We start from the raw sequence: 21,760 nt of genomic DNA on the forward strand, positions 1-21,760 counted from the left end.
GTGTTGGTCATGCCATCTCGTACGCGGAACATCCGGGCCATGTCAAGAATGTCCGATCAACCGGGGATTGGTGCAGGCGTGACGGGCACATTCCAGTTCCAGCGTGGAATGATGGATCCCGGCCTTGGACAGAACCTCTTTCAGCGCGCTCTTGATCTGATCCGCATCGCTCCAACGGCCTTCGTTTACCACCACATGCGCCTCAAGCGCGGGTTCGTGTTCCTGCATCTGCCACAGATGGGTATGGTGAATGTCGTGAACACCATCCACTGCGCGCAGGGTGCCCAGGATTTCGTTTGTGTCGAGGCTCGCCGGACTGCCCAGCATCAGGATATGGATCACCCCCGAGATCTCGGCGAAGGACATCCACAGGATGTACCCGGCAATGCCGAAGGTCACCAGCGGGTCGATGATCTGCCAGTCATAAAGCAGGATCAGCGTTCCCGCGATGATCACCACCACGGACCCCAAAGCGTCAGCCACGTTGTGCAGAAAGGCCGCGCGGATGTTGACGCTGTCCTTGGACATCGCATAGGTCAACGCGGCCGTGACAAGATCCACAACCAGCGCGATGCTGGCGATGATCACAACCAGCCAGCCATCAACGCCCTGCGGATCAAACAGCCGCAGGGTCGCTTCGTAAATCAGGTAAATTCCCAGAAGAATCAGCGTGGTGTAGTTGATCAGTGCGGCCACCACTTCGGCGCGGGCATAGCCGAAGGTCATGTCGGCGGTGGCATCCTTGCGCGCAATCCTGCGGGCCGCGAGAGCGATGATCAACGCCGCCGCATCCGACAGGTTGTGAAGGGCGTCGGCAATCAGCGCAAGCGAGCCTGACAGGATCCCACCGATGATCTGCGCCAAAGTCAGGGCAAGATTGACCCCGACCGCCCCCATGAGACGCCCGTCCCCGGCCTTTGGGTCGATATGATGGTGGTGATGGTGGTGATGATGTCCCATTCAACGCCTCGGATAAGGGTGCTGGTGCGCCAGACCTTTTCCATGTCCTAACGCCGCTTTGGCCAAAGGTTCAAGGGTCCGGCGCGTGACCCCGTCTGCCCATGACTGGTCTGGACTTTGGTCCTGTGCCTCTGGCAGGACGGGCCGAGAGCAAACGGAGGGTGTCATGCCAGCATTGTCACAACGGATCACCACGCTGAACGGGGATGGATCGGATGGGTGGGACGTCTTCTACCGCGCCCGCGCCATGCTGGATGCAGGTGAGGATGTGACCGAGCTTACCATCGGTGAACATGACATCCGTACCGATCCGTCGATCCTGCGCGCGATGCATGACAGCGCCATGGGGGGCCATACGGGCTATGCAATTGTTCCCGGTGTCAGCGCCTTGCGCGATAAGGTTGCAGCGCGGGTTCAGGCACAAAGTGGTGTGCCGACGACGCGGGACAACGTGCTGGTCACACCCGGCGGTCAGGCGGCGCTGTTTGCGGCGCATATGGCCGTGTGTTCTCAGGGGGATGCCGCGCTGATCGTGGATCCTTATTACGCGACCTATCCGGGAACCCTGAGGGCGGCGGGCGCCGTGCCCCGCGCGGTTCCGACACGCTCTGCACACGGATTCTTGCCGCAGCGCGAGGCTTTGGAGGCGGCCTGCGACGGTGCGGCTTCGCTGTTGATCAACACTCCGAACAATCCCACCGGCGCGGTCTACCCGCGCGAGACGTTGGAGATGATCGCGGATGTCGTGCGCAATCAGGACATGTGGCTGATCTCGGACGAGGTTTACGACGTGCAGGTCTGGGACGGCACACATCTTAGCCCACGCGCGATACCGGGGATGGCAGAGCGCACGCTGGTCATCGGGTCAATGTCCAAGAGCCATGCCATGACCGGCAGCCGGATCGGCTGGATCGTCGGACCGGAGGCCGCCATCGAGGCGCTGATCGACCTTGCGACCAACACGACATATGGCGTTCCGGGCTATATTCAGGACGCCGCCGTGTTCGGATTGCAATCCGGTCTGGACCTGGAGGCCGAGGTGGCCGCTCCGTTCCGGCGGCGGCGCGAGATTGCGGCGCGGGTTCTGGCAGAGCAGTCAGCAGTGCGCGCGATCCCGGCGCAGGGGGCGATGTATGTCATGCTGGATGTGCGCGCGACCGGCTTGTCAGGAGAGGCTTTTGCCAATGCCTTGCTCGAGACGCATCGGATCGCGGTGATGCCGGGGGAAAGTTTTGGCCAGTCGGCGGCAGGTCATGTCCGGGTGGCCATGACCGTGGAGGATGCACGTTTCGAGGCGGCTCTGCGCCAATTGTGCGGGTTTGCATCAGGTCTGGCCAAGGCGGCATGAAGGCGGACGGGGTTCCCGCACGGATCAGGCGGTGTCGGGTCGGGATCGGCCTTGTCCAAAAAAACAAGCCGGGCTGAAGCCCGGCTTGCGCATTTGATCAATCGAATTCTGGGGGTTTAGCCGACCAGTTCAAGACCGGAGAAGAAGAACGCGATTTCTTCGGCCGCTGTTTCTGGTGCATCGGAGCCGTGGACCGAGTTTTCACCAACGGATTCAGCAAATTCGGCACGGATGGTGCCGGGGGCTGCGTCGGCGGGGTTGGTGGCGCCCATGACTTCACGGTTCTTGGCAATTGCGCCTTCGCCTTCGAGCACCTGAACCACAACCGGTTCGGACGCCATGAATTCACACAGTTCGTCATAGAACGGACGCTCGGCATGTACGGCGTAGAACTTGCCCGCCTGCGCCTTGGTCAGATGAATGCGCTTTTGGGCGACGATGCGCAGGCCGGCATCTTCGAACTTGGCGTTTATCTTGCCAGTCAGGTTGCGGCGGGTGGCGTCGGGTTTGATGATCGAGAAAGTGCGTTCGAGGGCCATTTTGGTCGCTCCGTGGTTTGGGTTTGTGTTTGGAGCGCCGGTTAGCATGGGGTTCTGGTGTTGGAAAGCCCCTCACGGGGCTTGCGGGGGCTCTGCCCCCGGACCCCCGAGGTATTTTTGGCCCAAAGACGCCAAGGGCGCTGGTGTGTTGTCCGGAGCGTTGGTAAGGGCGTGCCATGTTGAAGATTGAAGATATCACCTACGCGGTTGAAGGGCGGCCTTTGTTCGAGGGCGCATCGGCGGTTATTCCGGATGGTCACAAGGTTGGTCTTGTGGGGCCGAACGGGGCTGGAAAGACAACCCTGTTTCGCCTTATTCGCGGAGATTTGGCGCTGGAAGGTGGCGCGATTTCGGTTCCCCGCGGCGCACGCGTGGGCGGGGTGTCGCAGGAAGTGCCAGGGTCCGATGTGTCGTTGCTCGACACCGTGCTGGCCGCAGACACCGAGCGCGCGGCGCTGATGGAAGAGGCCGAGACGGCGACGGATGGCGCGCGCATTGCAGAAGTGCAGACACGGCTGGCGGATATTGATGCCTGGTCTGCAGAAGCCCGCGCAGCGTCGATCCTCAAGGGGTTGGGCTTTGACGATGCCGAGCAATTGATGCCGTGCAGCGCCTTTTCCGGTGGTTGGCGGATGCGGGTCGCCCTAGCGGGGGTGCTGTTTTCGGAACCCGATCTGTTGTTGCTGGATGAGCCGACCAACTATCTTGATCTTGAAGGCGCGCTATGGCTGGAAAGCTACCTGGCGAAATATCCCTATACGGTGATTGTGATCAGCCATGACCGCGGGTTGTTGAACCGGGCTGTGGGATCGATCCTGCATCTCGAAGACCGTCAGTTGACCTATTATCAGGGCCCCTATGACCAATTTGCGCGGCAGCGGGCGGAGCGGCGCGCGCAAGCGACGGCGGTGGCCAAGAAGCAGCAGGCGCGGGTGGCGCATCTGCAATCCTTTGTCGACCGGTTCCGCGCCAAGGCCAGCAAGGCAAAGCAGGCGCAATCGCGGCTCAAGATGATCGAACGGATGGACATGGTCACGGCGCCCGAGGATATCGCCAAGCGGGTGTTCACGTTCCCACAGCCGGACGAGCTGTCGCCGCCGATCATCCGGGTCGAGAATGGCGTGACCGGGTATGGTGAGACCGAAGTGCTGCGCAAGCTGGACCTGCGGATCGACCAGGATGACCGGATCGCGCTTCTGGGCAAGAACGGTCAGGGTAAGTCGACCCTGGCCAAGCTGCTGTCGGATCGGTTGCCACTGATGGCGGGGCGGATCACGCGATCCTCGAAGTTACGCATCGGGTTCTTTGCCCAGCACCAGGTGGACGAGTTGCATGTGGACGAGACGCCGCTGGAGCACTTGCGGCGCGCGCGTCCGCACGAAATGCCAACGCGGCACCGGGCGCGGCTGGCGGGCTTTGGCTTGATGGCGGCGCAGGCGGAAACCGTGGTGGGCAAGCTTTCGGGGGGGCAGAAGGCGCGGTTGTCGCTGCTGCTGGCCACCCTGGATGCGCCGCATCTGTTGATCCTGGACGAGCCGACCAACCACCTTGACATCGAAAGCCGCGAGGCGCTGGTCGAGGCGCTGACCGCCTATTCCGGCGCGGTCATTCTGGTGAGCCACGACATGCACCTCTTGTCGATGGTGGCGGACCGCCTGTGGCTGGTCAAGGACGGGTCGGTGACGCCTTACGAAGACGACCTGGACGCCTATCGCACCATGCTGTTGACGTCTGACAAGCCGGTCAAGGCGGACAAGCCCAAGCCGGCGCGCCCTGCCCGGCCCGACCGGGACGCGATGCTGGCGATCAAGGCCGAAGTCCGCAAATGCGAAGCGCGGGTGGAAAAGATCGAGGGGATGCGCGAAACGCTGGCGAAAAAGCTGGCCGATCCGGCGCTTTATGAACCCGGCCGCAAAGGCGAACTCGAGACCTGGAACAAGAAATACGCCGAGGTGATGGACGGTCTGCGCCGCGCCGAGGCGCTTTGGGAAGCCGCGGCACAGAAGCTCGAGTTTGCCGAAAGCGCCTGACAGGGGGTTGGTCGAAGGACTTGCGTGTGTGCATCAAACATGGTTGAGCGTGACGGATGGACACTGCTTTCCTGATATCCGCGTTTGTTACGCTGCTCGTGGTCATTGACCCGATCGGTTTGACGCCGGTCTTCATTGCCCTGACGCCGGGCCTGTCGACCCAAGAGCGGCGCGCAATTGCCATCCGGGCGACGGTCATTGCGGCAGGCCTGCTGTTTCTTTTTGCGTTTCTGGGTGAGCAGGTACTTGGCTTCATCGGGATTTCCATGCCCGCGTTTCGCATTGCCGGGGGTATCCTGTTGTTTCTGACGGCGTTGGACATGTTGTTTGAACGCCGCACCAAGCGCCGCGAGGATCAGGTCGACCGGGACGATGTTCCCGATCCATCTGTCTTTCCGATCGCGATCCCGCTGATTGCCGGACCGGGCGCGATTGCGTCGATCATTCTGTTGGTCGGACAGGCCGAGGGCACCCTTGGCATGGTGTCGGTTCTGGGCGTCATGGTGGTTGTTCTGGCGATCGTGTTCCTTCTGTTTCTGAGCGCATCGCCGATCGAGCGGGCGCTGGGCAAGACCGGGATCGTGGTGGTGACGCGGCTTCTGGGGATGCTGTTGGCGGCCTTGTCGGTGCAGTTTGTGCTGGACGGCATTCGTGGCTTCGGGGTGGTGCTGGGCAGCTGACCCCCCGGCCCTACACATTCGCAGGCCAAGTCCCTACATTTTAGCCAGACACAGGCCTTGGGGGTAACGCAATGTCGACGATGGACTACGGAAATCTGGCATATCTTGTGCTTTTGGGCGCTGTGCTGGTTTTCTGGTTCTTCATTCAGAACCGCCAGAGCCTGAACAAGACGCTGCAACAAGCGGCCGTCTGGGGTCTCATCTTTCTGGGGGTGATTGCAGCGGTGGGCCTTTGGGACGACATCCGCCAGAACGCGCAGCCACAGCAGCTTGTCGTGGAGGACTCTGGTCGCATCGAAGTGCCGCGCGGGCCGGACGGGCATTACTACCTGACGCTGGACATCAATGATGCCCCCGTCCGTTTTGTCGTGGACACCGGGGCAACCAGCATGGTGTTGACGCAGGAGGACGCGCTGCGGGTCGGGCTTACTGAAGAGGACATCATCTTCTTCTCCGAAGCCATGACCGCAAATGGACCGGTGCGCACGGCCCCGGTCCGGCTGGACGATGTGTCGCTGGGACCGTTTCACGATACCAATGTGCGGGCTTTCGTGAATGAAGGCGAAATGTCCAAATCGCTTTTGGGAATGGAGTATCTCAATCTGTTTGCCCGGTTGGAAATCAATGGTGGCCGGTTGATCCTGGAACGCTGAACGATCCCCGTTTCTGGGGGGTTGGCTGATCCGGAGGCTTGGGCTACGTTCTCACCATATCGACGAAGAGATCTCTATGCGCCATTCGCTGCCACTCGCGCCGCAGTTTTATGTGACTGCGCCTCAACCCTGCCCGTATCTGCCTGGCAGAATGGAACGCAAGCTGTTCACTGCGCTTCAGGGCGATGCTGCGGACAAGCTGAACAACAGCCTGTCAAAGCAGGGGTTCCGGCGGTCGCAGAACGTGCTGTACCGGCCGTCCTGTTCGGATTGCGCGGCCTGTCTTTCCGCGCGGATATCGGTTGACGGGTTTCGCCTGTCGCGCAGTCAGAAACGAACCCTCAAGCGCAATGCGCATCTGCGGCGTCGTGCCTCGAGCGCCTGGGCAACCGAGGATCAATACGAGCTGTTTCGCACCTATCTGGATGCGCGCCATGCAGATGGCGGCATGGCGGATATGGACGTATTTGATTTTGCCGCGATGGTCGAGGAGACTCCGATCCGGTCGCGGGTGATCGAATATTCCGACAGCGAGACACGCCAGCTTCAGGCGGTGTGCCTGACCGATGTGCTCGATGACGGGTTGAGCATGGTCTATTCGTTCTACAGCCCGGATGTGCCCGCACAAAGCCTTGGAACCTACATGATCCTTGATCACGTCGAAATCGCCCGAGAGGCTGGCCTGCCCTATGTCTATCTTGGCTACTGGGTGCCGGGCAGCACAAAAATGGGATACAAGGCGTCGTTCTCGGGCCTTGAGCTGTTTCGCCACGGGGGATGGGAGCCGTTCCAGACACCCGACAGCTATTGCGCGGACACCCATCCGATGTCGACCGATCCGATTGCGGAACAGGTCGCCAATATTTCGTTGCCAGACCTGCGAAGCTGAGGCTGCCGGATCGCGTGACCGGGCCCTGAGACATAAGCGACGCCGGAATCGTCTCAGATCGACGAAAATCCACTCCAGGTACAGGAATCAGCAGGTTTTGCATGGTTTTCACGCGCGAACTTGTGATTTGGGCGGCGTTTGATGCGCATGCCCTAACGTAAGGCATTGATTTCATAAGGTATGGTTCCACCGCAATGTGTCAGGATATATTTACACTTGATGGTGTAAAGTTTGCCTGACATTATTATGAGCACTGACTGTGCTGTTCAGCGGGGCGGTCGGGGAGACGCGAGCGTGACCGGCAGTCTTTATTACAGGTCACTCTGCGCTCCGTTTACATAACCACGGAGGAGATCGGATATGACCGACGATCCAGATAAAGTATGGCCAACCGGCCTGACGCTCAAAGAAGCTGAAGAAGTCCACAGCTATCTTATCGACGGCACCCGCGTGTTTGGGGCCATTGCGCTTGTGGCGCATTTTCTTGTGGCGGTCTCGACGCCATGGCTCGGATAAGGGGGTAATGTCATGAACAATGCCAAAATGTGGCTTGTGGTGTCGCCCTCAGTGGGCGTTCCCGTTTTTCTTGGTGCAGTTGCGGTGGGCTCGTTTGCCGTCCATGTCGCAGTTCTGAGCAAGGTATCCTGGTACAATGACTATTTGTCCGGTCAGGAGCTTGGCTCGGGTGACGAAATGGCTGCTGCTGCCCTTGTGCCGGATGTCGACACGGCCAAAGCGTCTTATGTGCGTCCCCTCGAGAATGGCAATCAGGAAGTCACCGTCATCATGCCGGACGGGACAACCGCACGCGCCATCCTTCAACCAAACGACGTTCTCGCCTCCGCCGGGTCGCCGTCGTTATTGGTCGCTGACTGAACACATCACCTCTTGGCGGAATCGCCAGGTGATATTTTCCTCCGGACACCTTGGGCCGTTCATTTTTTGAGGACGGCCTGAGGTTCCGCCGCGACAATTGGAAAATCATGTTTAACTATCGGTCATTTGCACTGAACAACCTTGCCAGGATTGCACCGCGATTTCTGCCATTTGCAGATGTCGCAACCGACGAAGTTCCGCTGTCGAAACTCTTGCGCCTGTCCCTGTTTCAGGTGACGGTCGGCATGGCGCTGGTTCTTTTGGTTGGAACATTGAACCGCGTGATGATCGTTGAACTGTCCGTTCCTGCAACCCTTGTTGCCGGGATGTTGGCTTTGCCGCTGGTGTTTGCCCCCTTCCGCACACTGATCGGGTTCAAGTCGGACACGCATGTCTCGGCCCTTGGCTGGAGACGCGTTCCGTATATCTGGAAGGGCACGTTGTATCAGTTCGGCGGTTTCGCCATCATGCCCTTCGCTCTTCTGGTTCTGTCCGGCTATGGCGAGGCCGTCGATGCACCACGCTGGATCGGGTTGTCATCTGCGGCACTTGCCTTTTTGCTGGTTGGTGCCGGCGCTCATATCGTGCAGACGGTCGGGCTCGCCCTTGCCACGGATCTGGTGGATGAAGAGGATCATCCGAAAGTTGTCGGACTGATGTATGTCATGCTTCTTTTGGGGATGGTGGTCAGCGCGCTGATCTATGGCGCGCTGCTTGAGACCTATTCGCCGGGACGCCTTGTGCAGGTCATTCAGGGTTCTGCGGTCGTCACCGTTGCCATCAATTTCTTTGCCATCTGGAAGCAAGAGGCGCGCGACCGCGTGCGCGCCCGCGAGATGGAAGTCGCCCCGCGCATCCAGTTTCGTCAGGCCTGGAGCGATCTGGTCGCGCGACAGGGGATGCTGCCCCTGCTGGTGATCATCGGGCTGGGCACGTTCGGGTTCGGCATGGCGGATGTTCTGCTGGAACCCTACGGCGCACAAGCGCTGGGATTGAGCGTCGCGGAGACAACCAAACTGACCGCCCTGCTGGCTTTGGGTACGCTGATCGGTTTTGCCTGCGCGTCCTACAGTCTTGGTGCCGGCGGCACGCCGATACGTCTTGCCCGCATGGGGGCACTGATTGGCATTCCGGGATTTGCCGCGATCGTTCTGTCCTCGACCCTGATCGGAACCCCGCTTTTTCTTGCGGGCATTTTTGCCACCGGGCTTGGTGCCGGGCTTTTTGGGCATGCGACGCTGACCGCAACCCTTCGGGCCGCGCCTGCAAACCAGATCGGTCTGTCCCTTGGCGCATGGGGCGCCGTGCAGGCCACCTGCGCGGGTGTGGGCATCGCCCTTGCAGGACTTGTCCGCGATATCCTTGTTGGACTGGATGTATTGGGTGGTCTTGATCCAACAACGCCCTATGACGTCGTGTTCATTATCGAGATCGCCTTTCTTGCGTTGGCTGTGCTTGTCGCCTTTCGGTACACGTCCGGCGCAGGAGAGGCTGAAGACGTGCCGCGCGCGGCCAAGCACCACCCCAAATCAATGGAGGTCACATGACCAAGGTAATTTCACGACTTTTTGCCGATGCGGCCAAAGCCCAAGCCGTAAAGGCCGATCTGCTGAGCAAAGGCTTTCCGACCAAGGCAGTTCTCACGTTTGGGGCGGAAGACAAACCCGGTGCGGATGACCTGAAAAACCTGGGCATGGAGAAAAAGACGGCCACGGCCTATGCCAAGAACATTGGCAAAGGCAGTACTGCCATGGTTGTGCTGGCCACCTATAAGCCTTTGGGGGCCGCACGCATTGCCCGAGAGGCCTTTGCAGCAACAGAGACAATTGATGTCGGGGACTTGTCGGAAGAAACCTATGTCAAGGAAGAGCCGAAAGGTGCAACCGAGTCTGTCAGCGTTCTCAAGGATCATCCGCTTTTCCTGACCCGGAGACGCGACATCGAGGAACACCGTCCCGGTCTTGTATCGCAATCGCTTGGGCTTCGGATGCTTTTGCCGCACAAGACCGGCAAGAGGTCCGTCATCAGGGGCGGGCGGTATATGTCGCGGTCTTTCTGGCCAATGCCGTTGCTTACCAAGAACCGGCATTCCGACTCTGTCATCAGTGGTGGCAAATACATCTCGAAGTACTTCTGGCCGATGCCTTTGGTGACCACCAGCGAACGTCGTAATTCCGTCATTCCAAACGGCGGCACACCGTTTTCCCGGATGCTGAACCTGCCATTGCTGATCAAATAGACGGGTCACATAGCGCAGGCCGCCTTTCGGGGCAGACATGATCCAAACAAAAAGGCCGCTCTTTCGGGCGGCCTTTCTTGCGTGATGCGTAGAAGTTTACCTGATCAAATCCGGCACGATGGTCACGATCCCCGGGAAGAACCACAGGATGGCAAGGCCAAGCACCTGAATGCCCACAAACGGGATGACACCCCGATAGATATGTCCGGTGGTGACCTCTTTCGGGGCCACGCCGCGCAGATAGAACAGCGCAAACCCGAACGGTGGCGTCAGGAATGATGTCTGCAAGTTGATCGCGATCATGATCGTGACCCATGCCGGATCAAGCGTGCCGCCGTAAATGACCGGGCCAACAATCGGCACCACGATGTAGATGATCTCGAGGAAATCAAGCACGAAGCCCAGGATGAACAGGATCAGCATTACAACCAGAAACACAATTGTCTCGTTGTCGAACGAGCGCAGGAATTGCTGGATGTAATGTTCGCCGCCGAATGAAATCAGCACGAGGTTCAGAAGCTGTGACCCGATCAGGATGGTGAAGACCATCGAGGTCACCTTGGCGGTTTCCCGGACGACCGGTCCAAGGATGTTCGTTCTGAGCAGAACCCAGCAGCTGTACAGCAGACCGAAAAAGGCAAAGTGATAGGTGATCTGCGCGGCCACATAGGCCACCCAGTCCTGGAATGGCACGCTTTCGCGGGTGATGCGCAGGTCGAAATTGATGCCAAGCAGGATCATGATGACCAGGGCCAATGACGCCCAGATGACGATCTTGGATGCGCCCTGCTCTTCGCTGAGTTTGCGATAGGCGGCCAGCATGATCGCACCCGCAGCACCCAGCGCAGCCGCCGGTGTCGGGTTGGTGATCCCGCCAAGGATGGACCCAAGCACCGCAACGATCAGAACCAGCGGTGGGAAGACCACGCGCAGCAGTTCATTCTTGGACAGACGCCCCATCGCGATCCAGACACCGAACATGGTCAGCGCCATCGGGATGGCAAGGATCATGAAGGTTGCCCCCGGCCCCGTCAGTGGCGAAATGAACAGGATGTCCGCCAGCACCGCCAGAACAACACCGGCCCCGCCGATGATCAACGGCAATGCAACCGAAGACGGAGACACCCCACGCGCAAGGATCAGGACAAGCGCCAGCAGGGTAAAGATCGTGGCAACGCCGGTCCCGATCGGGGCAGCATTGTCTCGGGCGGCCAACAGGGAGGCCGCACGTTCTTCTTCGGTCAGTTCGACAACCTCACCTGTATCACCTGCCGCGGTCATCGCAGCGCGTTGCGCACTTGCTTCGTCCCACGCGTCCTGACCGTGAAGTTCAATCATTGCGGCCTGGCATTGTTCGGACACGTTTGTCCGCAGGCTCGGGCCATCGGCGCGTTGCGCATAGTCGGATACCGTGATGGACTGGTTTCCGATCAGACCAACGCTGACACCAATCACAACCGCAGCAATCAGACCGAACGGGGCCGCAAGATACCAGGTCAGCGCCTCATTGCGGGTGACGACCTCTCCGGAGTCGCCCGAGATCTGCACGGGCGGAGCACTTTCCGGGCGGAAAAGCGCATATCCGAAGGCATAAAGCCCATACAGAGACGCAAGGAACAGACCTGGCAAAAGAGCGGCCTGAAACAGCGTCCCCACCGACAGGACCGCCGGTTCCCCAAGGTATGTCAGCGCGTCCCCGCACCCGGCGAACTGGGCCCGGGTTTCCTGACCAGTTGCATAGAGATCACCGACCAGCGTCCCCAGAAGAACGATCACGATGGAGGGCGGGATGATCTGGCCCAATGTGCCGGATGCCGCGATCACGCCGGTTGCGAGTTCTGGCGAATAGTTGTTGCGCAACATGGTCGGCAGGGCGAGCAGACCCATGGTCACAACCGTCGCGCCGACGATACCGGTCGAGGCGGCAAGAAACGCACCCACGATGACGATCGAGACCGCCAGGCCACCCGGCAAGGGCCCGAACACGCGCGCCATGGAGGTCAGCAGGTCTTCGGCTATACGGGACCGTTCCAGAACGATACCCATCATGACGAACATCAGAACGGCCAGCAGCGTTTCGATCGACTGGCCCGCAATTACACGTTCGTTCATCCGGTTCACGATGAAGGACAGGTTCCGCTCCATCGCCTGTTCCCAGCCACCGATGAACACGGGTTCGGCAAGCCTTGGCAGGTCAGGGTATCGGAAGATGGATATCGAATCTCGGGCCACACCTTCGGCCACAAGCGCCGCGTAATCGGCAGAACTCCGGTCAATCGCCTGGTGAATAAGAAGCCCCGCACTGTCCAGCGCAGCGATGATCGCAAAGGAAATAACCCCTGCCCCGGCAATGGCAAAGGCCACCGGAAAACCGGTCATGATTCCCGCAAAGAGCGTGAGGAAAACGATGATCAGACCGATCTCGACCCCATCCAGTCCGAAAAGCATCTTGTGGTATCCCTTTAACTTCGCGCCTTTTGCGGCGTCCTTGTGTCTTCAATCGGCGGCGAGATCAGGTCGAACCCGAATGGATTGCATGCTCCATGTCTTCCGCCTCGTCGCCAGTCTTGTCGATATCGAGGTATTTGCCCGCGCTTTCCTCGCCCTCGAGCCATTCGAGGTAGGACCGCCAGAAGAACGTGATGGCCTGAAGGAAGACCATGACGCAAAACAGAACGATCAGAACCTTGAACAGGAAATAGGCGTTGAACCCGTTGGGGCTGAAGCCGATGGTTTCGACGTTCCAGCGGAAAATCCGCGATTGCATCAGCATGCGATCCAGATCGCTGGTCGACGTGACGGCAGGTGTCATCAGGTGACGCCACATGAAGAACCAGGAATACATGTAGGTCAGAACAACCGCCGGCATCATGAACGCAAGACAACCGAACATGTCGATCATGCGCTTGGTGCGGAATTTGACCGCGGAATAGACAAGGTCAACGCGGACATGGCCCCCCTGCACAAAGGTGTAGGCGACACACAGGCAGACGACGACGGCATTGTGAAACTTGAGCCCTTCGGCCCACCAGCTCAGGTCTTTGGCAAAGGCTGTTCCAAGGGGACCAAGCTGAATCTCGGCGACCCGGAAGATACGTTGCAGGAAGACAATCATGACTTGCGTCAAGACCATGACAAGCCCGGCCCAGGCTGCTGTCCGGCCAACCGCATTGGCAAACGCTTCAAGAATGCGAACGCACCACCACAAGAACTCGCGTTTCCAGAACGCGCCAATCAACGTGATGACGATAAGGCTGGTAAAGACGACAAAGAAAAACTCGACCGATGCACCGTAATAGATGAACCGCATCACCGATTCCGGGTTGGACCAGTTCAGCCATTGACCCGGATTAAAGACAGCAAGGACAAGATGATACGGAGCCAGAGCAATATTCTGAAGCACCCAGATGATGAAGTCGATCATGCTAAGACCTCTTGTCCCGAACCCTGTTTCCAAAGCGACGAGAGCGTGTGTTGAATATTTAAAAAACCCCGCCCGAGGCATCAATAGCCTTCGGGCAGGGCAAGATCACGACGTGATCAACCTGCGTTTACGCGGTTCCGCTGACGCATGTATTCGCCATCACCAATGTCGTACCATGCCGCGCTTTCCGCCATCGAAGCGAAATAGCTTTCGGAGATTTCAGCGTAGATCGGATCACCCATGTTCTCTTCGCGAACCTCGGCAGAGGCGCGACCGAACGCGTCCCAGACGTCATCCGGGAATTCGCGAACCTGGACACCCGCGGATTGCAGACGCACCAGTGCGGCACCGTTTTCGGCAAGCGACAACGCGGTGTTTTGCGCATGGGCCGCTTCACAGGCAACCTTGACGATGGCTTGCTGCTGCGCGGTCAGCGATTCCCACACTTCCAGGTTGAACACGGTGTGAAGTGCCGAACCCGGCTCGTGGAAACCGGCAGTGTAATAAAGCTTGGTCACTTCCTGGAAGCCAAGGCGTTCGTCCGCATAGGGGCCGATCCATTCCGCACCGTCAATCTGACCGGACGACAGCGCCTGATAGATTTCGCCGCCGGGGATGTTCTGAACCGATGCGCCAAGACGACCAAGAACCTGACCACCCTGGCCCGGCATACGGAAACGCAGGCCCTGAAGGTCTTCGGCCGAATTGATTTCGGTGTTGAACCAACCGCCCGGCTGCATCGCCGTCATACCGCACATCAGCGGCTTCAGGTTGAACAGCGACGACAGGTTGTCGTGCAGTTCCTGCCCGCCACGACGGTAGTACCAGTTTGCCATTTCCTGCGAGGTCATGCCGAACGGAACGGACGTCATGAATGCCAGCGCCGGATGCTGGTTCAGGAAGTAGTATTCTGCCGAGTGATAGATGTCGGCCTGCCCCGAGGACACGGCGTCGAACACTTCGAACGCGCCCACAAGCGAACCGGCGGGCATCTTGTTGATGGTCAACTGTCCGTCGGACATCGCCGTGATGTAGTTGATTGCCAGCTGGGCAGCTTCATCGAAGACCGCAAAGCCATCAGGCACCGATGTCACCATTGTCAACGTACGATTGCCCTGGGCAATCGCTGGTGCAGCAAGTGTGGTTGCTGCTGCGGCACCTGCGCCTACAGTAGACGTCCGCAAAAATGAACGACGATCCATTTATTTCCTCCCCTTCAGTTTTGGATGCACAAGAACAGCCAGTCCGCTGTTTGCGCGGATCATTTAGTGCCCGGACCGTAATCAGAAAAAATTTTTTATGCAAATGCTTAACAGACCTTACGCATGTACAAATTTTAGGCAGTTTTTACATCCAAACAGGCCCGCAAAGCGCGTCAGGAGCGCGTCAATCGGTCTTGCCGACAATGATCAAAAAAGCCGACCTGTTGCCCCTTGCCAGCCTTCGAATAGCCCTTCGACCGGCGCAATCATGCGTCAGCGTCGGGACGCGTGGCAGCAACACCGGCACACCCAGAAATACACATCTTCGCACGATGGCACACAGCTATTGCTCCAAACCCAAGGCGACTCGGTAGAATTGCACCAAAGAAGCTTCGGAATTTATGGATATTTCGTCGCAGCAGCGGATTTCAGCAATAAATGACAAGAAAATCTGCCTCACGGGTACTTTTTTCGCGCTTTTCGATGTTGACGCTCCCCAACGCCCAACATAATGTCTCGCCACGCGAAAAGGAGCCGAGATGGCACAAGTCCTCGTCATTCTAGTTGGAAAGCGCATGGGCCGGTAACGGAACCTGATCAGGACCCCATGCGCCCCCGACTGAAAAGCGGGGGTTTTTTTTCGCGTAACGAACAGAAGTGTCTGTAAACGGAGCAAAGCGATGACACGTCAAATGACCGGAGCGAAAATGGTGGTTCAAGCCCTGAAGGATCAGGGTGTGGACACAGTATTCGGATATCCCGGTGGCGCAGTGCTACCGATTTACGATGAGATTTTTCAGCAGAACGGCATTCGCCATTTTCTGGTGCGTCACGAACAGGGTGCCGTCCATGCCGCCGAGGGTTACGCCCGCGCCACGGGCAAACCCGGCGTTGTGCTTGTGACCTCTGGCCCCGGTGCCACCAACGCGGTGACGGGGTTGACCGATGCGCTGATGGATTCCATTCCGATTGTGGTTCTGACCGGCCAGGTTCCGACCTTCATGATCGGCTCGGACGCGTTCCAGGAAGCCGACACCGTGGGCATCACCCGCCCCTGCACCAAGCACAACTGGCTGGTCAAGGACACCGACCGGCTGTCGGGTGTGATCCACGAAGCGTTCCACGTTGCGACCTCGGGCCGTCCGGGACCGGTTCTTGTGGATATTCCCAAGGACGTACAGTTCGCCACCGGAACCTATACCGAGAAAGCCAAAGCCAAGGTCAGCCATTATCAGCCGCAGGTCAAAGGCGATATGGAGACGATCACGCAACTGGTCGAAGCCATCGAAACCGCAGAGCGGCCAGTTTTCTACACCGGTGGCGGCGTCATCAACTCTGGCCCCGGTGCCAGCCAGCTGTTGCGCGAACTGGTCGAGGCGACAGGTATCCCGATCACGTCCACCCTGATGGGTCTCGGCTCTTACCCGGCCAGTGGCAAACATTGGTTGGGGATGCTGGGCATGCACGGTCTTTACGAGGCCAATCTGGCGATGCATGGCTGCGATTTGATGATCAATGTCGGCGCACGGTTCGACGACCGGATCACCGGACGACTGGACGCGTTCAGCCCCAAATCGAAAAAGGCGCATATCGACATCGACCCAAGCTCGATCAACAAGGTGATCCGGGTGGACATGCCGATCATCGGGGATGTCGGTCATGTGCTAGAGGACATTCTCAAGGTCTGGAAAGCGCGCGGCCGCAAGGTGAACAACGAGGCGCTGCAAAAGTGGTGGAGCCAGATCGACAAATGGCGCGCGGTGGACTGCCTGAAGTACAAACCCTCGGGAAAGTCCATTCGCCCGCAATATGCCCTGGATCGTCTTGAGCAACTGACCAAGGGTCGGGATCGCTATATCACCACGGAAGTCGGCCAGCACCAGATGTGGGCCGCGCAGTATCTTGGCTTCGAGGATCCGAACCGCTGGATGACCTCGGGTGGTCTGGGCACGATGGGCTACGGCACTCCGGCGTCTATCGGTGTTCAGGTGGCGCATCCGGATGCGTTGGTGATCAACGTCGCGGGTGAAGCGTCGTGGTTGATGAACATGCAGGAAATGAGCACAGCCGTGCAGTACCGCCTGCCCGTGAAGCAATTCATCATGAACAACGAACGCCTTGGCATGGTGCGCCAATGGCAGGAGTTGCTGCATGGTGAGCGGTATTCCCACAGCTGGTCCGAAGCCCTGCCCGATTTCGTCAAGCTGGCCGAGGCGTTCGGCTGCAAGGGTATCTTGTGCAAAGACCCGGCCGATCTTGATGATGCGATCATGGAAATGCTCGACTATGACGGGCCGGTGATTTTTGACTGTCTGGTCGAAAAGCACGAGAACTGTTTCCCGATGATCCCGTCGGGCGAACCGCACAACAAGATGTTGCTGGGCGAAGCCAAGACCAAGGACTCCATCGGCACAAAAGGCGCGGTGATGGTCTGAGTGTTGGACCGGGTTACATGCCCGGTCCCGTCACACAGGTCCATGTAGGGGTCCGCCCCTGCACCCCGGCATATTTGGAAAGAGAAAAAGATCATGTCTGCGCTAAACATCAAAAAAGGTTCAACCAAACATTCGGCCTATAACCTGCGTCCAACGTTCTCGGATGTTCAGGAAACGCACACATTGGCGGTCTTGGTAGACAACGAACCCGGCGTTCTGGCGAGGGTGATCGGTCTGTTTTCCGGACGTGGTTACAACATCGACAGCCTGACTGTCGCCGAGGTCGATCATCTTGGGCACACCAGTCGGATCACCATCGTAACCACCGGCACGCCGCAGGTGATCGAACAGATCAAGGCACAGTTGGGACGGATCGTTCCGGTTCATCAGGTCAATGATCTGACCGTCGAGGGACGCTCCGTTGAGCGTGAACTCTCGCTGATCAAAGTCGAATGTGCTGGTGAGAAACGGGTGGAGTCGCTGCGACTCGCCGATATTTTCCGCGCGCATGTCGTGGACAGCACATTGGAAAGCTTTGTGTTCCAGATCACCGGTACGCCGGAAAAAGTGGATGCCTTCATTGACCTGATGCGCCCCCTGGGGCTGGTCGAGGTGGCACGAACCGGAGTCGCGGCCTTGTCACGCGGCGTGTGACGCCAACAACAGCCATGTCGGGGAACATGCTTCCCCGACACCAGGACGCGTTCGCCTGATCAGGCGAATTTGCGGGCTGGCTGTGCGCCAAAATAATCAGACAGGTCGACAACCTTTTTGGATGTGTCCGCCCTTTGCGCCGGCATGTCATTTGCACCGACCCGCTGACCCGCGCGCAGCTTTTGCGGCAGGTCCGGCGAATGCGATTGCATCAGGATCTGCGGATTGGTCGCCTTGCGCACGTTTTCCTGAACGGTGACGTCAAACTGGACAAGATCACCCGCGTCAAGGGACGGTGCATCATGGATGCAACCATCGCCGGGCGTATAATAGGCTAGCTCACCTTGGTCTTCGCACCAGATAACCGCATTCTGGGCAGATGCATCGGACCACAACACAACACCAAACATATTCTGCAGCTTCATATTCTAGGTTCCCCATCATTGAAGACCAATGTGTTAATTTTTACGCTAACACGACATCCTGAACTCTGCGTCGATAACGACAAATTTGTGTCATTTGCGATTGACCCTGACGCACATCCGCACCACCATTAACACAATACCGTTACAACTGTATGCCGATTGTTCAGGTTTTCCAGGTTTCATGCTGATCCTACCACTGCTCTCCGCGCGCTTTCGCCTCGGATTTGTTGCCCCCAAACAAAATGATATCCAACAAAAAGGTCTTCGGTCGTGACACCTCCAAGCCCATCGGAATTGCGCAATACCCTTGGCGCAAATCTACGCGACCTTGCAAAGTCCACTGAGTCCATTTCGGCATTGTGTCGCGATCTTGGGATCAACCGGACGCAGTTCAATCGGTATCTGTCGGGCGAAAGTTTCCCAAGGCCGGACGTGCTTTTTCGGATCTGTCAGTACTTCAAGGTCGATGCACGCATCATTCTGGAACCGCTTTCAGACATCAAACTGGGTCCGAAATCATTGCTTGGGCATCCAGAAATCAACGATTTCCTGTCCTGTGGCGTAACGAGCCTGAGCGAAACAATGTTTCCAAGCGGCTTTTATAAGTTCGCGCGCCGCAGTTTCTTGCACGACACCCTGTTTGTGCAAGGGCTGGTCTATGTCTATCGCAAAGACGATGCCGTCTTCCTGCGTGGCTTTGAAGCCAAGGAAGCGATGGCGCAACAAGGCATTCCCACAGGCCCGAAACAACGCGAATTCCGAGGTCTGCTGCTGGCTCAGGAAGGTGGCATTGCCGCACTTGTCAGCCGCCGCGAGTCTCTGACGACGTCGTTCAATTTCCTGTCGCCGGTGCCGTCGTTTCAAAACAATTACTGGGTCGGCTACACGATGCGCACCGTCGCGGAAAGCCTCTCGGGATCGCGTGCGGCGCGCCTTGTCTACGAGCATCTTGGACATGATGGCCCAAAGGTACGCAAAGAGGCACGGACCACGGGGTTCTGCGAAACAGAGCAGCTCTTGCCCTATCAGCGCAAACTTTTGCGGCTCGACGAGCCTTTCCATTAGGGCGTGACACTGGTCGGTTGGCGGCAGCTTTTGTCGTGATTTGACGCGACCGGGCATGGTTGCGCAGGCACGGTCTCATCCAGTCAATGACTGGAGGCAGCAATGACAGTGATCGATCCCGTTCTGGCCGATGTGCTCAAACCGACCGCTCAGGCGCGCGGACTTCCCAATGCACATTACACCGATCCGGCGAAATTCGCCGAAGAACGCGATGCCCTTTTCGGGTCCGGTTGGGCCGGATTGGCAGTTGCGTCGGATGTGCCCGAGATCGGCGATGCTGTCCCGATCAGCTTTCTGGACATTCCCTTGCTTCTGATCCGTGGACGCGACGACGGTGTCCGGGTGTTTCAGAACATCTGCCGTCATCGCGGCATGATCCTTGTAGAAGAACCGCGCAAGATCGAAGGCGCGATCCGCTGCCCCTATCATTCGTGGTGCTACAGCACCCAGGGTCAGCTTGTCGCGACACCGCATGTGGGGGGGCCGGGTTTCAATTCACACGAAGACATCGACCGCAGCACGCTTGGCCTGATCGAGGTCCGCAGTCATGTCTGGCGTGACGTCGTCTGGATCAACCTGTCCGGCACCGCCCCCGATTTCGAGGACGCGATGGCGGACGTCATCGCGCGTTGGGCGGATTTCGAACAACCTTTGTATCATGGCGGCGCGGACAGCACATTCACCCTTGCGGTGAACGGCAACTGGAAACTGGCCATCGAAAACTACTGCGAAAGCTATCACTTGCCCTGGGTGCATCCGGGCCTGAACAGCTATTCGCGACTCGAGGATCATTACAACATCGAACACGAGGGGCTGACCTCTGGGCAGGGCACGCTGGTCTATCGGCAGTTGAGAGACGACGATGGCCAAAGCTTTGCGGATTTTGCCAATCTGGATGCCAAATGGGATGCGGGGGCGGAATATCTGTCGATCTATCCCAATGTCATGCTGGGGGTGCATCGCGATCATGCCTTCGCCATCATCCTGCGCCCTGACGGTCCGGGGCGCACCGAGGAATATGTCCATCTTTATTACGCGTCGCCTGAAACGGATGACACCTTGCGCAAAAGGAATTCAGAACAGTGGAAGGTCGTCTTCGAGGAAGACATCTTTGTGGTCGAAGGTATGCAGCGCGGACGACGCGCACCGGGGTTTGACGGTGGACGCTTCTCACCCGCGATGGATGGTCCGACCCATTGCTTTCACAAATGGGCCGCGGACCGGATCGCACATCACCGCGCCACCGAATGACACAGACGCTGGATCAGGCGTTGTTGGACGCCCACGAGCGCGCCGACAGCGATGCGTTGATCCACCTGTATCAACAGGCGGCCCAAGAGGCGGAAACCGAACAGGCAACCGGCTTCTTTCTGACCCATGCCTACGTTTTTGCGCTGGAATGCGGCGACACGCGCGCAGCATCGCTGCGACATGAGCTGGTGCAACTGGGGCGCGAAACGCTGTCCCCGGCCGACGGCGTCTAGGCGCAGGCCAGAGCCGGTGTCACGCCGGGTCAATCGCGATTGGAGGCGAACGCACCTGATCGTAAAGATGCCATGTCGCATGACCCAATAGCGGAAGCGCCACCAGAAGCCCGAGGAAACCGGGGACCAGCGCCAGAAACGTCACGATGGCAATAAACAGGCCCCAGCCCAGCATCAGGATCGGGTTTTCCATCACATATTGAAACGATGTGATCATGGCCGTCACGAAATCGACCTCTCGGTCCAGCAACAACGGCAGCGCGATCACCGTGATGTTGAACAGCAGAATTGCAAACAAGGCGCCCACAATGCTGCCCACTGTCAGCATCATAAGCCCGTTTGCGGACAGATAGACGTCCAGCGCACTTGAGACATTGGTCATCGTGCTTAGCCCAAGAAACAGGGCAAAGATCATGTGTGCGAGGAAGAACCAGAACAGGAACACCATGATGATGATCGCGCACATCGACGGAAGCTGCCTGCGCGACTGATGCAGTACAACCCCGAAAATGTCCGATGACACCAAAGGGTCACCCCGTTCAAGCCTGCGGCTGACTTCGTAGAACCCAACCGCAGCAAAGGGGCCGATCAGCGGAAAGCCGATCGCGGCCAGCACCAGCCAAAAGGTCGTCCCGGTCCAGAGCGTGATCCACGAGATCAGCCACCCTGCCAGCACATAGAATCCGGCAAAGACCAAAGCGTATCCCGGCGCACGGGTCAAATCGTGCCAACCGCGTTTCAATGCGGTCCGCAGGATGTCCAAAGACACAGCTCCAAGTGTCGGCACACCAAGTTCAGGTGTTTCCCTCATGCCATCCTCCCCAGCATGGCGTTCGCGCGCGTCCGCATCAAAGCCG

General features: G+C 58.5%; 21 protein-coding genes. 14 read left to right on the forward strand and 7 right to left on the reverse strand.

Annotated elements, in window-relative coordinates; translation table 11 throughout:
* Window positions 1–42 precede the first annotated feature (42 nt).
* The gene (locus tag ACTIEN_RS08375) at window positions 43–960 is read right to left on the reverse strand and encodes a cation diffusion facilitator family transporter (RefSeq protein ID WP_439522671.1); all 918 of its coding nucleotides are present in this window, start codon (window positions 958–960) and stop codon (window positions 43–45) included.
* 166 nt (window positions 961–1,126) lie between these two features.
* Here ACTIEN_RS08375 and ACTIEN_RS08380 point away from each other — a divergent pair, with 166 nt between their 5' ends.
* Window positions 1,127–2,308: a pyridoxal phosphate-dependent aminotransferase gene (locus ACTIEN_RS08380; protein ID WP_439522672.1), complete on the forward strand. Its 1,182-nt coding sequence runs from the start codon at window positions 1,127–1,129 to the stop codon at window positions 2,306–2,308.
* Between the two features lie 116 nt (window positions 2,309–2,424).
* On the opposite strand, the gene ndk is transcribed toward ACTIEN_RS08380, so the two are convergent.
* Window positions 2,425–2,847: a nucleoside-diphosphate kinase gene (gene ndk / locus ACTIEN_RS08385; RefSeq protein WP_439522673.1), complete on the reverse strand. Its 423-nt coding sequence runs from the start codon at window positions 2,845–2,847 to the stop codon at window positions 2,425–2,427.
* A gap of 176 nt (window positions 2,848–3,023) precedes the next feature.
* On the opposite strand from ndk, the gene ACTIEN_RS08390 reads away from it, so the two are divergent.
* The 8 genes from ACTIEN_RS08390 to ACTIEN_RS08425 all read left to right on the forward strand — a co-directional run bounded on the left by ACTIEN_RS08390 (window position 3,024) and on the right by ACTIEN_RS08425 (window position 10,214).
* Window positions 3,024–4,877: an ABC-F family ATP-binding cassette domain-containing protein gene (locus tag ACTIEN_RS08390; protein ID WP_439522674.1), complete on the forward strand. Its 1,854-nt coding sequence runs from the start codon at window positions 3,024–3,026 to the stop codon at window positions 4,875–4,877.
* Between the two features lie 56 nt (window positions 4,878–4,933).
* Complete coding sequence (locus tag ACTIEN_RS08395; RefSeq protein WP_439522675.1) at window positions 4,934–5,557, forward strand: MarC family protein; 624 nt, start codon at window positions 4,934–4,936, stop codon at window positions 5,555–5,557.
* 71 nt (window positions 5,558–5,628) lie between these two features.
* Window positions 5,629–6,210 carry a retropepsin-like aspartic protease family protein gene (locus ACTIEN_RS08400; RefSeq protein WP_439522676.1) on the forward strand — a complete coding sequence of 194 codons (582 nt, stop codon included), beginning with the start codon at window positions 5,629–5,631 and terminating at the stop codon, window positions 6,208–6,210.
* 76 nt (window positions 6,211–6,286) lie between these two features.
* A complete protein-coding gene (locus ACTIEN_RS08405; protein ID WP_439522677.1) occupies window positions 6,287–7,099 on the forward strand; it encodes an arginyltransferase in 813 nt (270 codons plus the stop codon).
* A gap of 360 nt (window positions 7,100–7,459) precedes the next feature.
* Complete coding sequence (gene pufB / locus ACTIEN_RS08410) at window positions 7,460–7,615, forward strand: light-harvesting antenna LH1, beta subunit (protein ID WP_439522678.1); 156 nt, start codon at window positions 7,460–7,462, stop codon at window positions 7,613–7,615.
* A gap of 12 nt (window positions 7,616–7,627) precedes the next feature.
* On the forward strand, window positions 7,628–7,975 hold the full coding sequence (locus ACTIEN_RS08415; protein WP_439522679.1) for a light-harvesting protein: 348 nt from the start codon (window positions 7,628–7,630) through the stop codon (window positions 7,973–7,975).
* Between the two features lie 107 nt (window positions 7,976–8,082).
* Window positions 8,083–9,522: a PucC family protein gene (locus tag ACTIEN_RS08420; protein ID WP_439522680.1), complete on the forward strand. Its 1,440-nt coding sequence runs from the start codon at window positions 8,083–8,085 to the stop codon at window positions 9,520–9,522.
* On the forward strand, window positions 9,519–10,214 hold the full coding sequence (locus ACTIEN_RS08425; RefSeq protein WP_439522681.1) for a hypothetical protein: 696 nt from the start codon (window positions 9,519–9,521) through the stop codon (window positions 10,212–10,214). The genes ACTIEN_RS08420 and ACTIEN_RS08425 overlap by 4 nt, the downstream gene beginning before the upstream one ends.
* Window positions 10,215–10,310: 96 nt before the next feature.
* Here ACTIEN_RS08425 and ACTIEN_RS08430 read toward each other — a convergent pair whose 3' ends face one another.
* From ACTIEN_RS08430 to ACTIEN_RS08440, 3 genes are all read right to left on the reverse strand, one after another.
* Window positions 10,311–12,662 (reverse strand): TRAP transporter large permease, encoded by a 2,352-nt coding sequence (locus ACTIEN_RS08430; RefSeq protein WP_439522682.1) that lies wholly within the window; start codon window positions 12,660–12,662, stop codon window positions 10,311–10,313.
* Window positions 12,663–12,726: 64 nt separating this feature from the next.
* Window positions 12,727–13,638, reverse strand: coding sequence for a TRAP transporter small permease subunit (locus tag ACTIEN_RS08435; RefSeq protein WP_439522683.1), 912 nt, complete (start codon window positions 13,636–13,638; stop codon window positions 12,727–12,729).
* Window positions 13,639–13,754: 116 nt separating this feature from the next.
* Entirely contained in the window at window positions 13,755–14,840 is a 1,086-nt protein-coding gene (locus ACTIEN_RS08440) for a TRAP transporter substrate-binding protein (RefSeq protein ID WP_439522684.1), read from the reverse strand.
* 680 nt (window positions 14,841–15,520) lie between these two features.
* On the opposite strand from ACTIEN_RS08440, the gene ACTIEN_RS08445 reads away from it, so the two are divergent.
* Window positions 15,521–17,275, forward strand: a complete 1,755-nt coding sequence (locus ACTIEN_RS08445) for an acetolactate synthase 3 large subunit (RefSeq protein WP_439522685.1) — start codon at window positions 15,521–15,523, stop codon at window positions 17,273–17,275.
* Between the two features lie 93 nt (window positions 17,276–17,368).
* Window positions 17,369–17,929 carry an acetolactate synthase small subunit gene (gene ilvN, locus ACTIEN_RS08450; protein WP_439522686.1) on the forward strand — a complete coding sequence of 187 codons (561 nt, stop codon included), beginning with the start codon at window positions 17,369–17,371 and terminating at the stop codon, window positions 17,927–17,929.
* A gap of 59 nt (window positions 17,930–17,988) precedes the next feature.
* On the opposite strand, the gene ACTIEN_RS08455 is transcribed toward ilvN, so the two are convergent.
* Window positions 17,989–18,354, reverse strand: a complete 366-nt coding sequence (locus tag ACTIEN_RS08455; protein ID WP_439522687.1) for a hypothetical protein — start codon at window positions 18,352–18,354, stop codon at window positions 17,989–17,991.
* A 270-nt stretch (window positions 18,355–18,624) separates the two neighbouring features.
* Here ACTIEN_RS08455 and ACTIEN_RS08460 point away from each other — a divergent pair, with 270 nt between their 5' ends.
* The 3 genes from ACTIEN_RS08460 to ACTIEN_RS08470 all read left to right on the forward strand — a co-directional run bounded on the left by ACTIEN_RS08460 (window position 18,625) and on the right by ACTIEN_RS08470 (window position 20,903).
* Window positions 18,625–19,419 (forward strand): helix-turn-helix domain-containing protein, encoded by a 795-nt coding sequence (locus ACTIEN_RS08460; protein ID WP_439522688.1) that lies wholly within the window; start codon window positions 18,625–18,627, stop codon window positions 19,417–19,419.
* A gap of 102 nt (window positions 19,420–19,521) precedes the next feature.
* The gene (locus tag ACTIEN_RS08465) at window positions 19,522–20,670 is read left to right on the forward strand and encodes an aromatic ring-hydroxylating oxygenase subunit alpha (RefSeq protein ID WP_439522689.1); all 1,149 of its coding nucleotides are present in this window, start codon (window positions 19,522–19,524) and stop codon (window positions 20,668–20,670) included.
* Complete coding sequence (locus ACTIEN_RS08470; protein ID WP_439522690.1) at window positions 20,667–20,903, forward strand: hypothetical protein; 237 nt, start codon at window positions 20,667–20,669, stop codon at window positions 20,901–20,903. Before ACTIEN_RS08465 ends, ACTIEN_RS08470 begins: the two co-directional genes overlap by 4 nt.
* A gap of 19 nt (window positions 20,904–20,922) precedes the next feature.
* Here ACTIEN_RS08470 and ACTIEN_RS08475 read toward each other — a convergent pair whose 3' ends face one another.
* Complete coding sequence (locus tag ACTIEN_RS08475) at window positions 20,923–21,714, reverse strand: DUF2189 domain-containing protein (RefSeq protein ID WP_439522691.1); 792 nt, start codon at window positions 21,712–21,714, stop codon at window positions 20,923–20,925.
* Window positions 21,715–21,760: the final 46 nt, after the last annotated feature.

Source organism: Marivita sp. (assembly GCF_051859345.1).
In the GTDB taxonomy this organism is placed as follows: domain Bacteria; phylum Pseudomonadota; class Alphaproteobacteria; order Rhodobacterales; family Rhodobacteraceae; genus Marivita.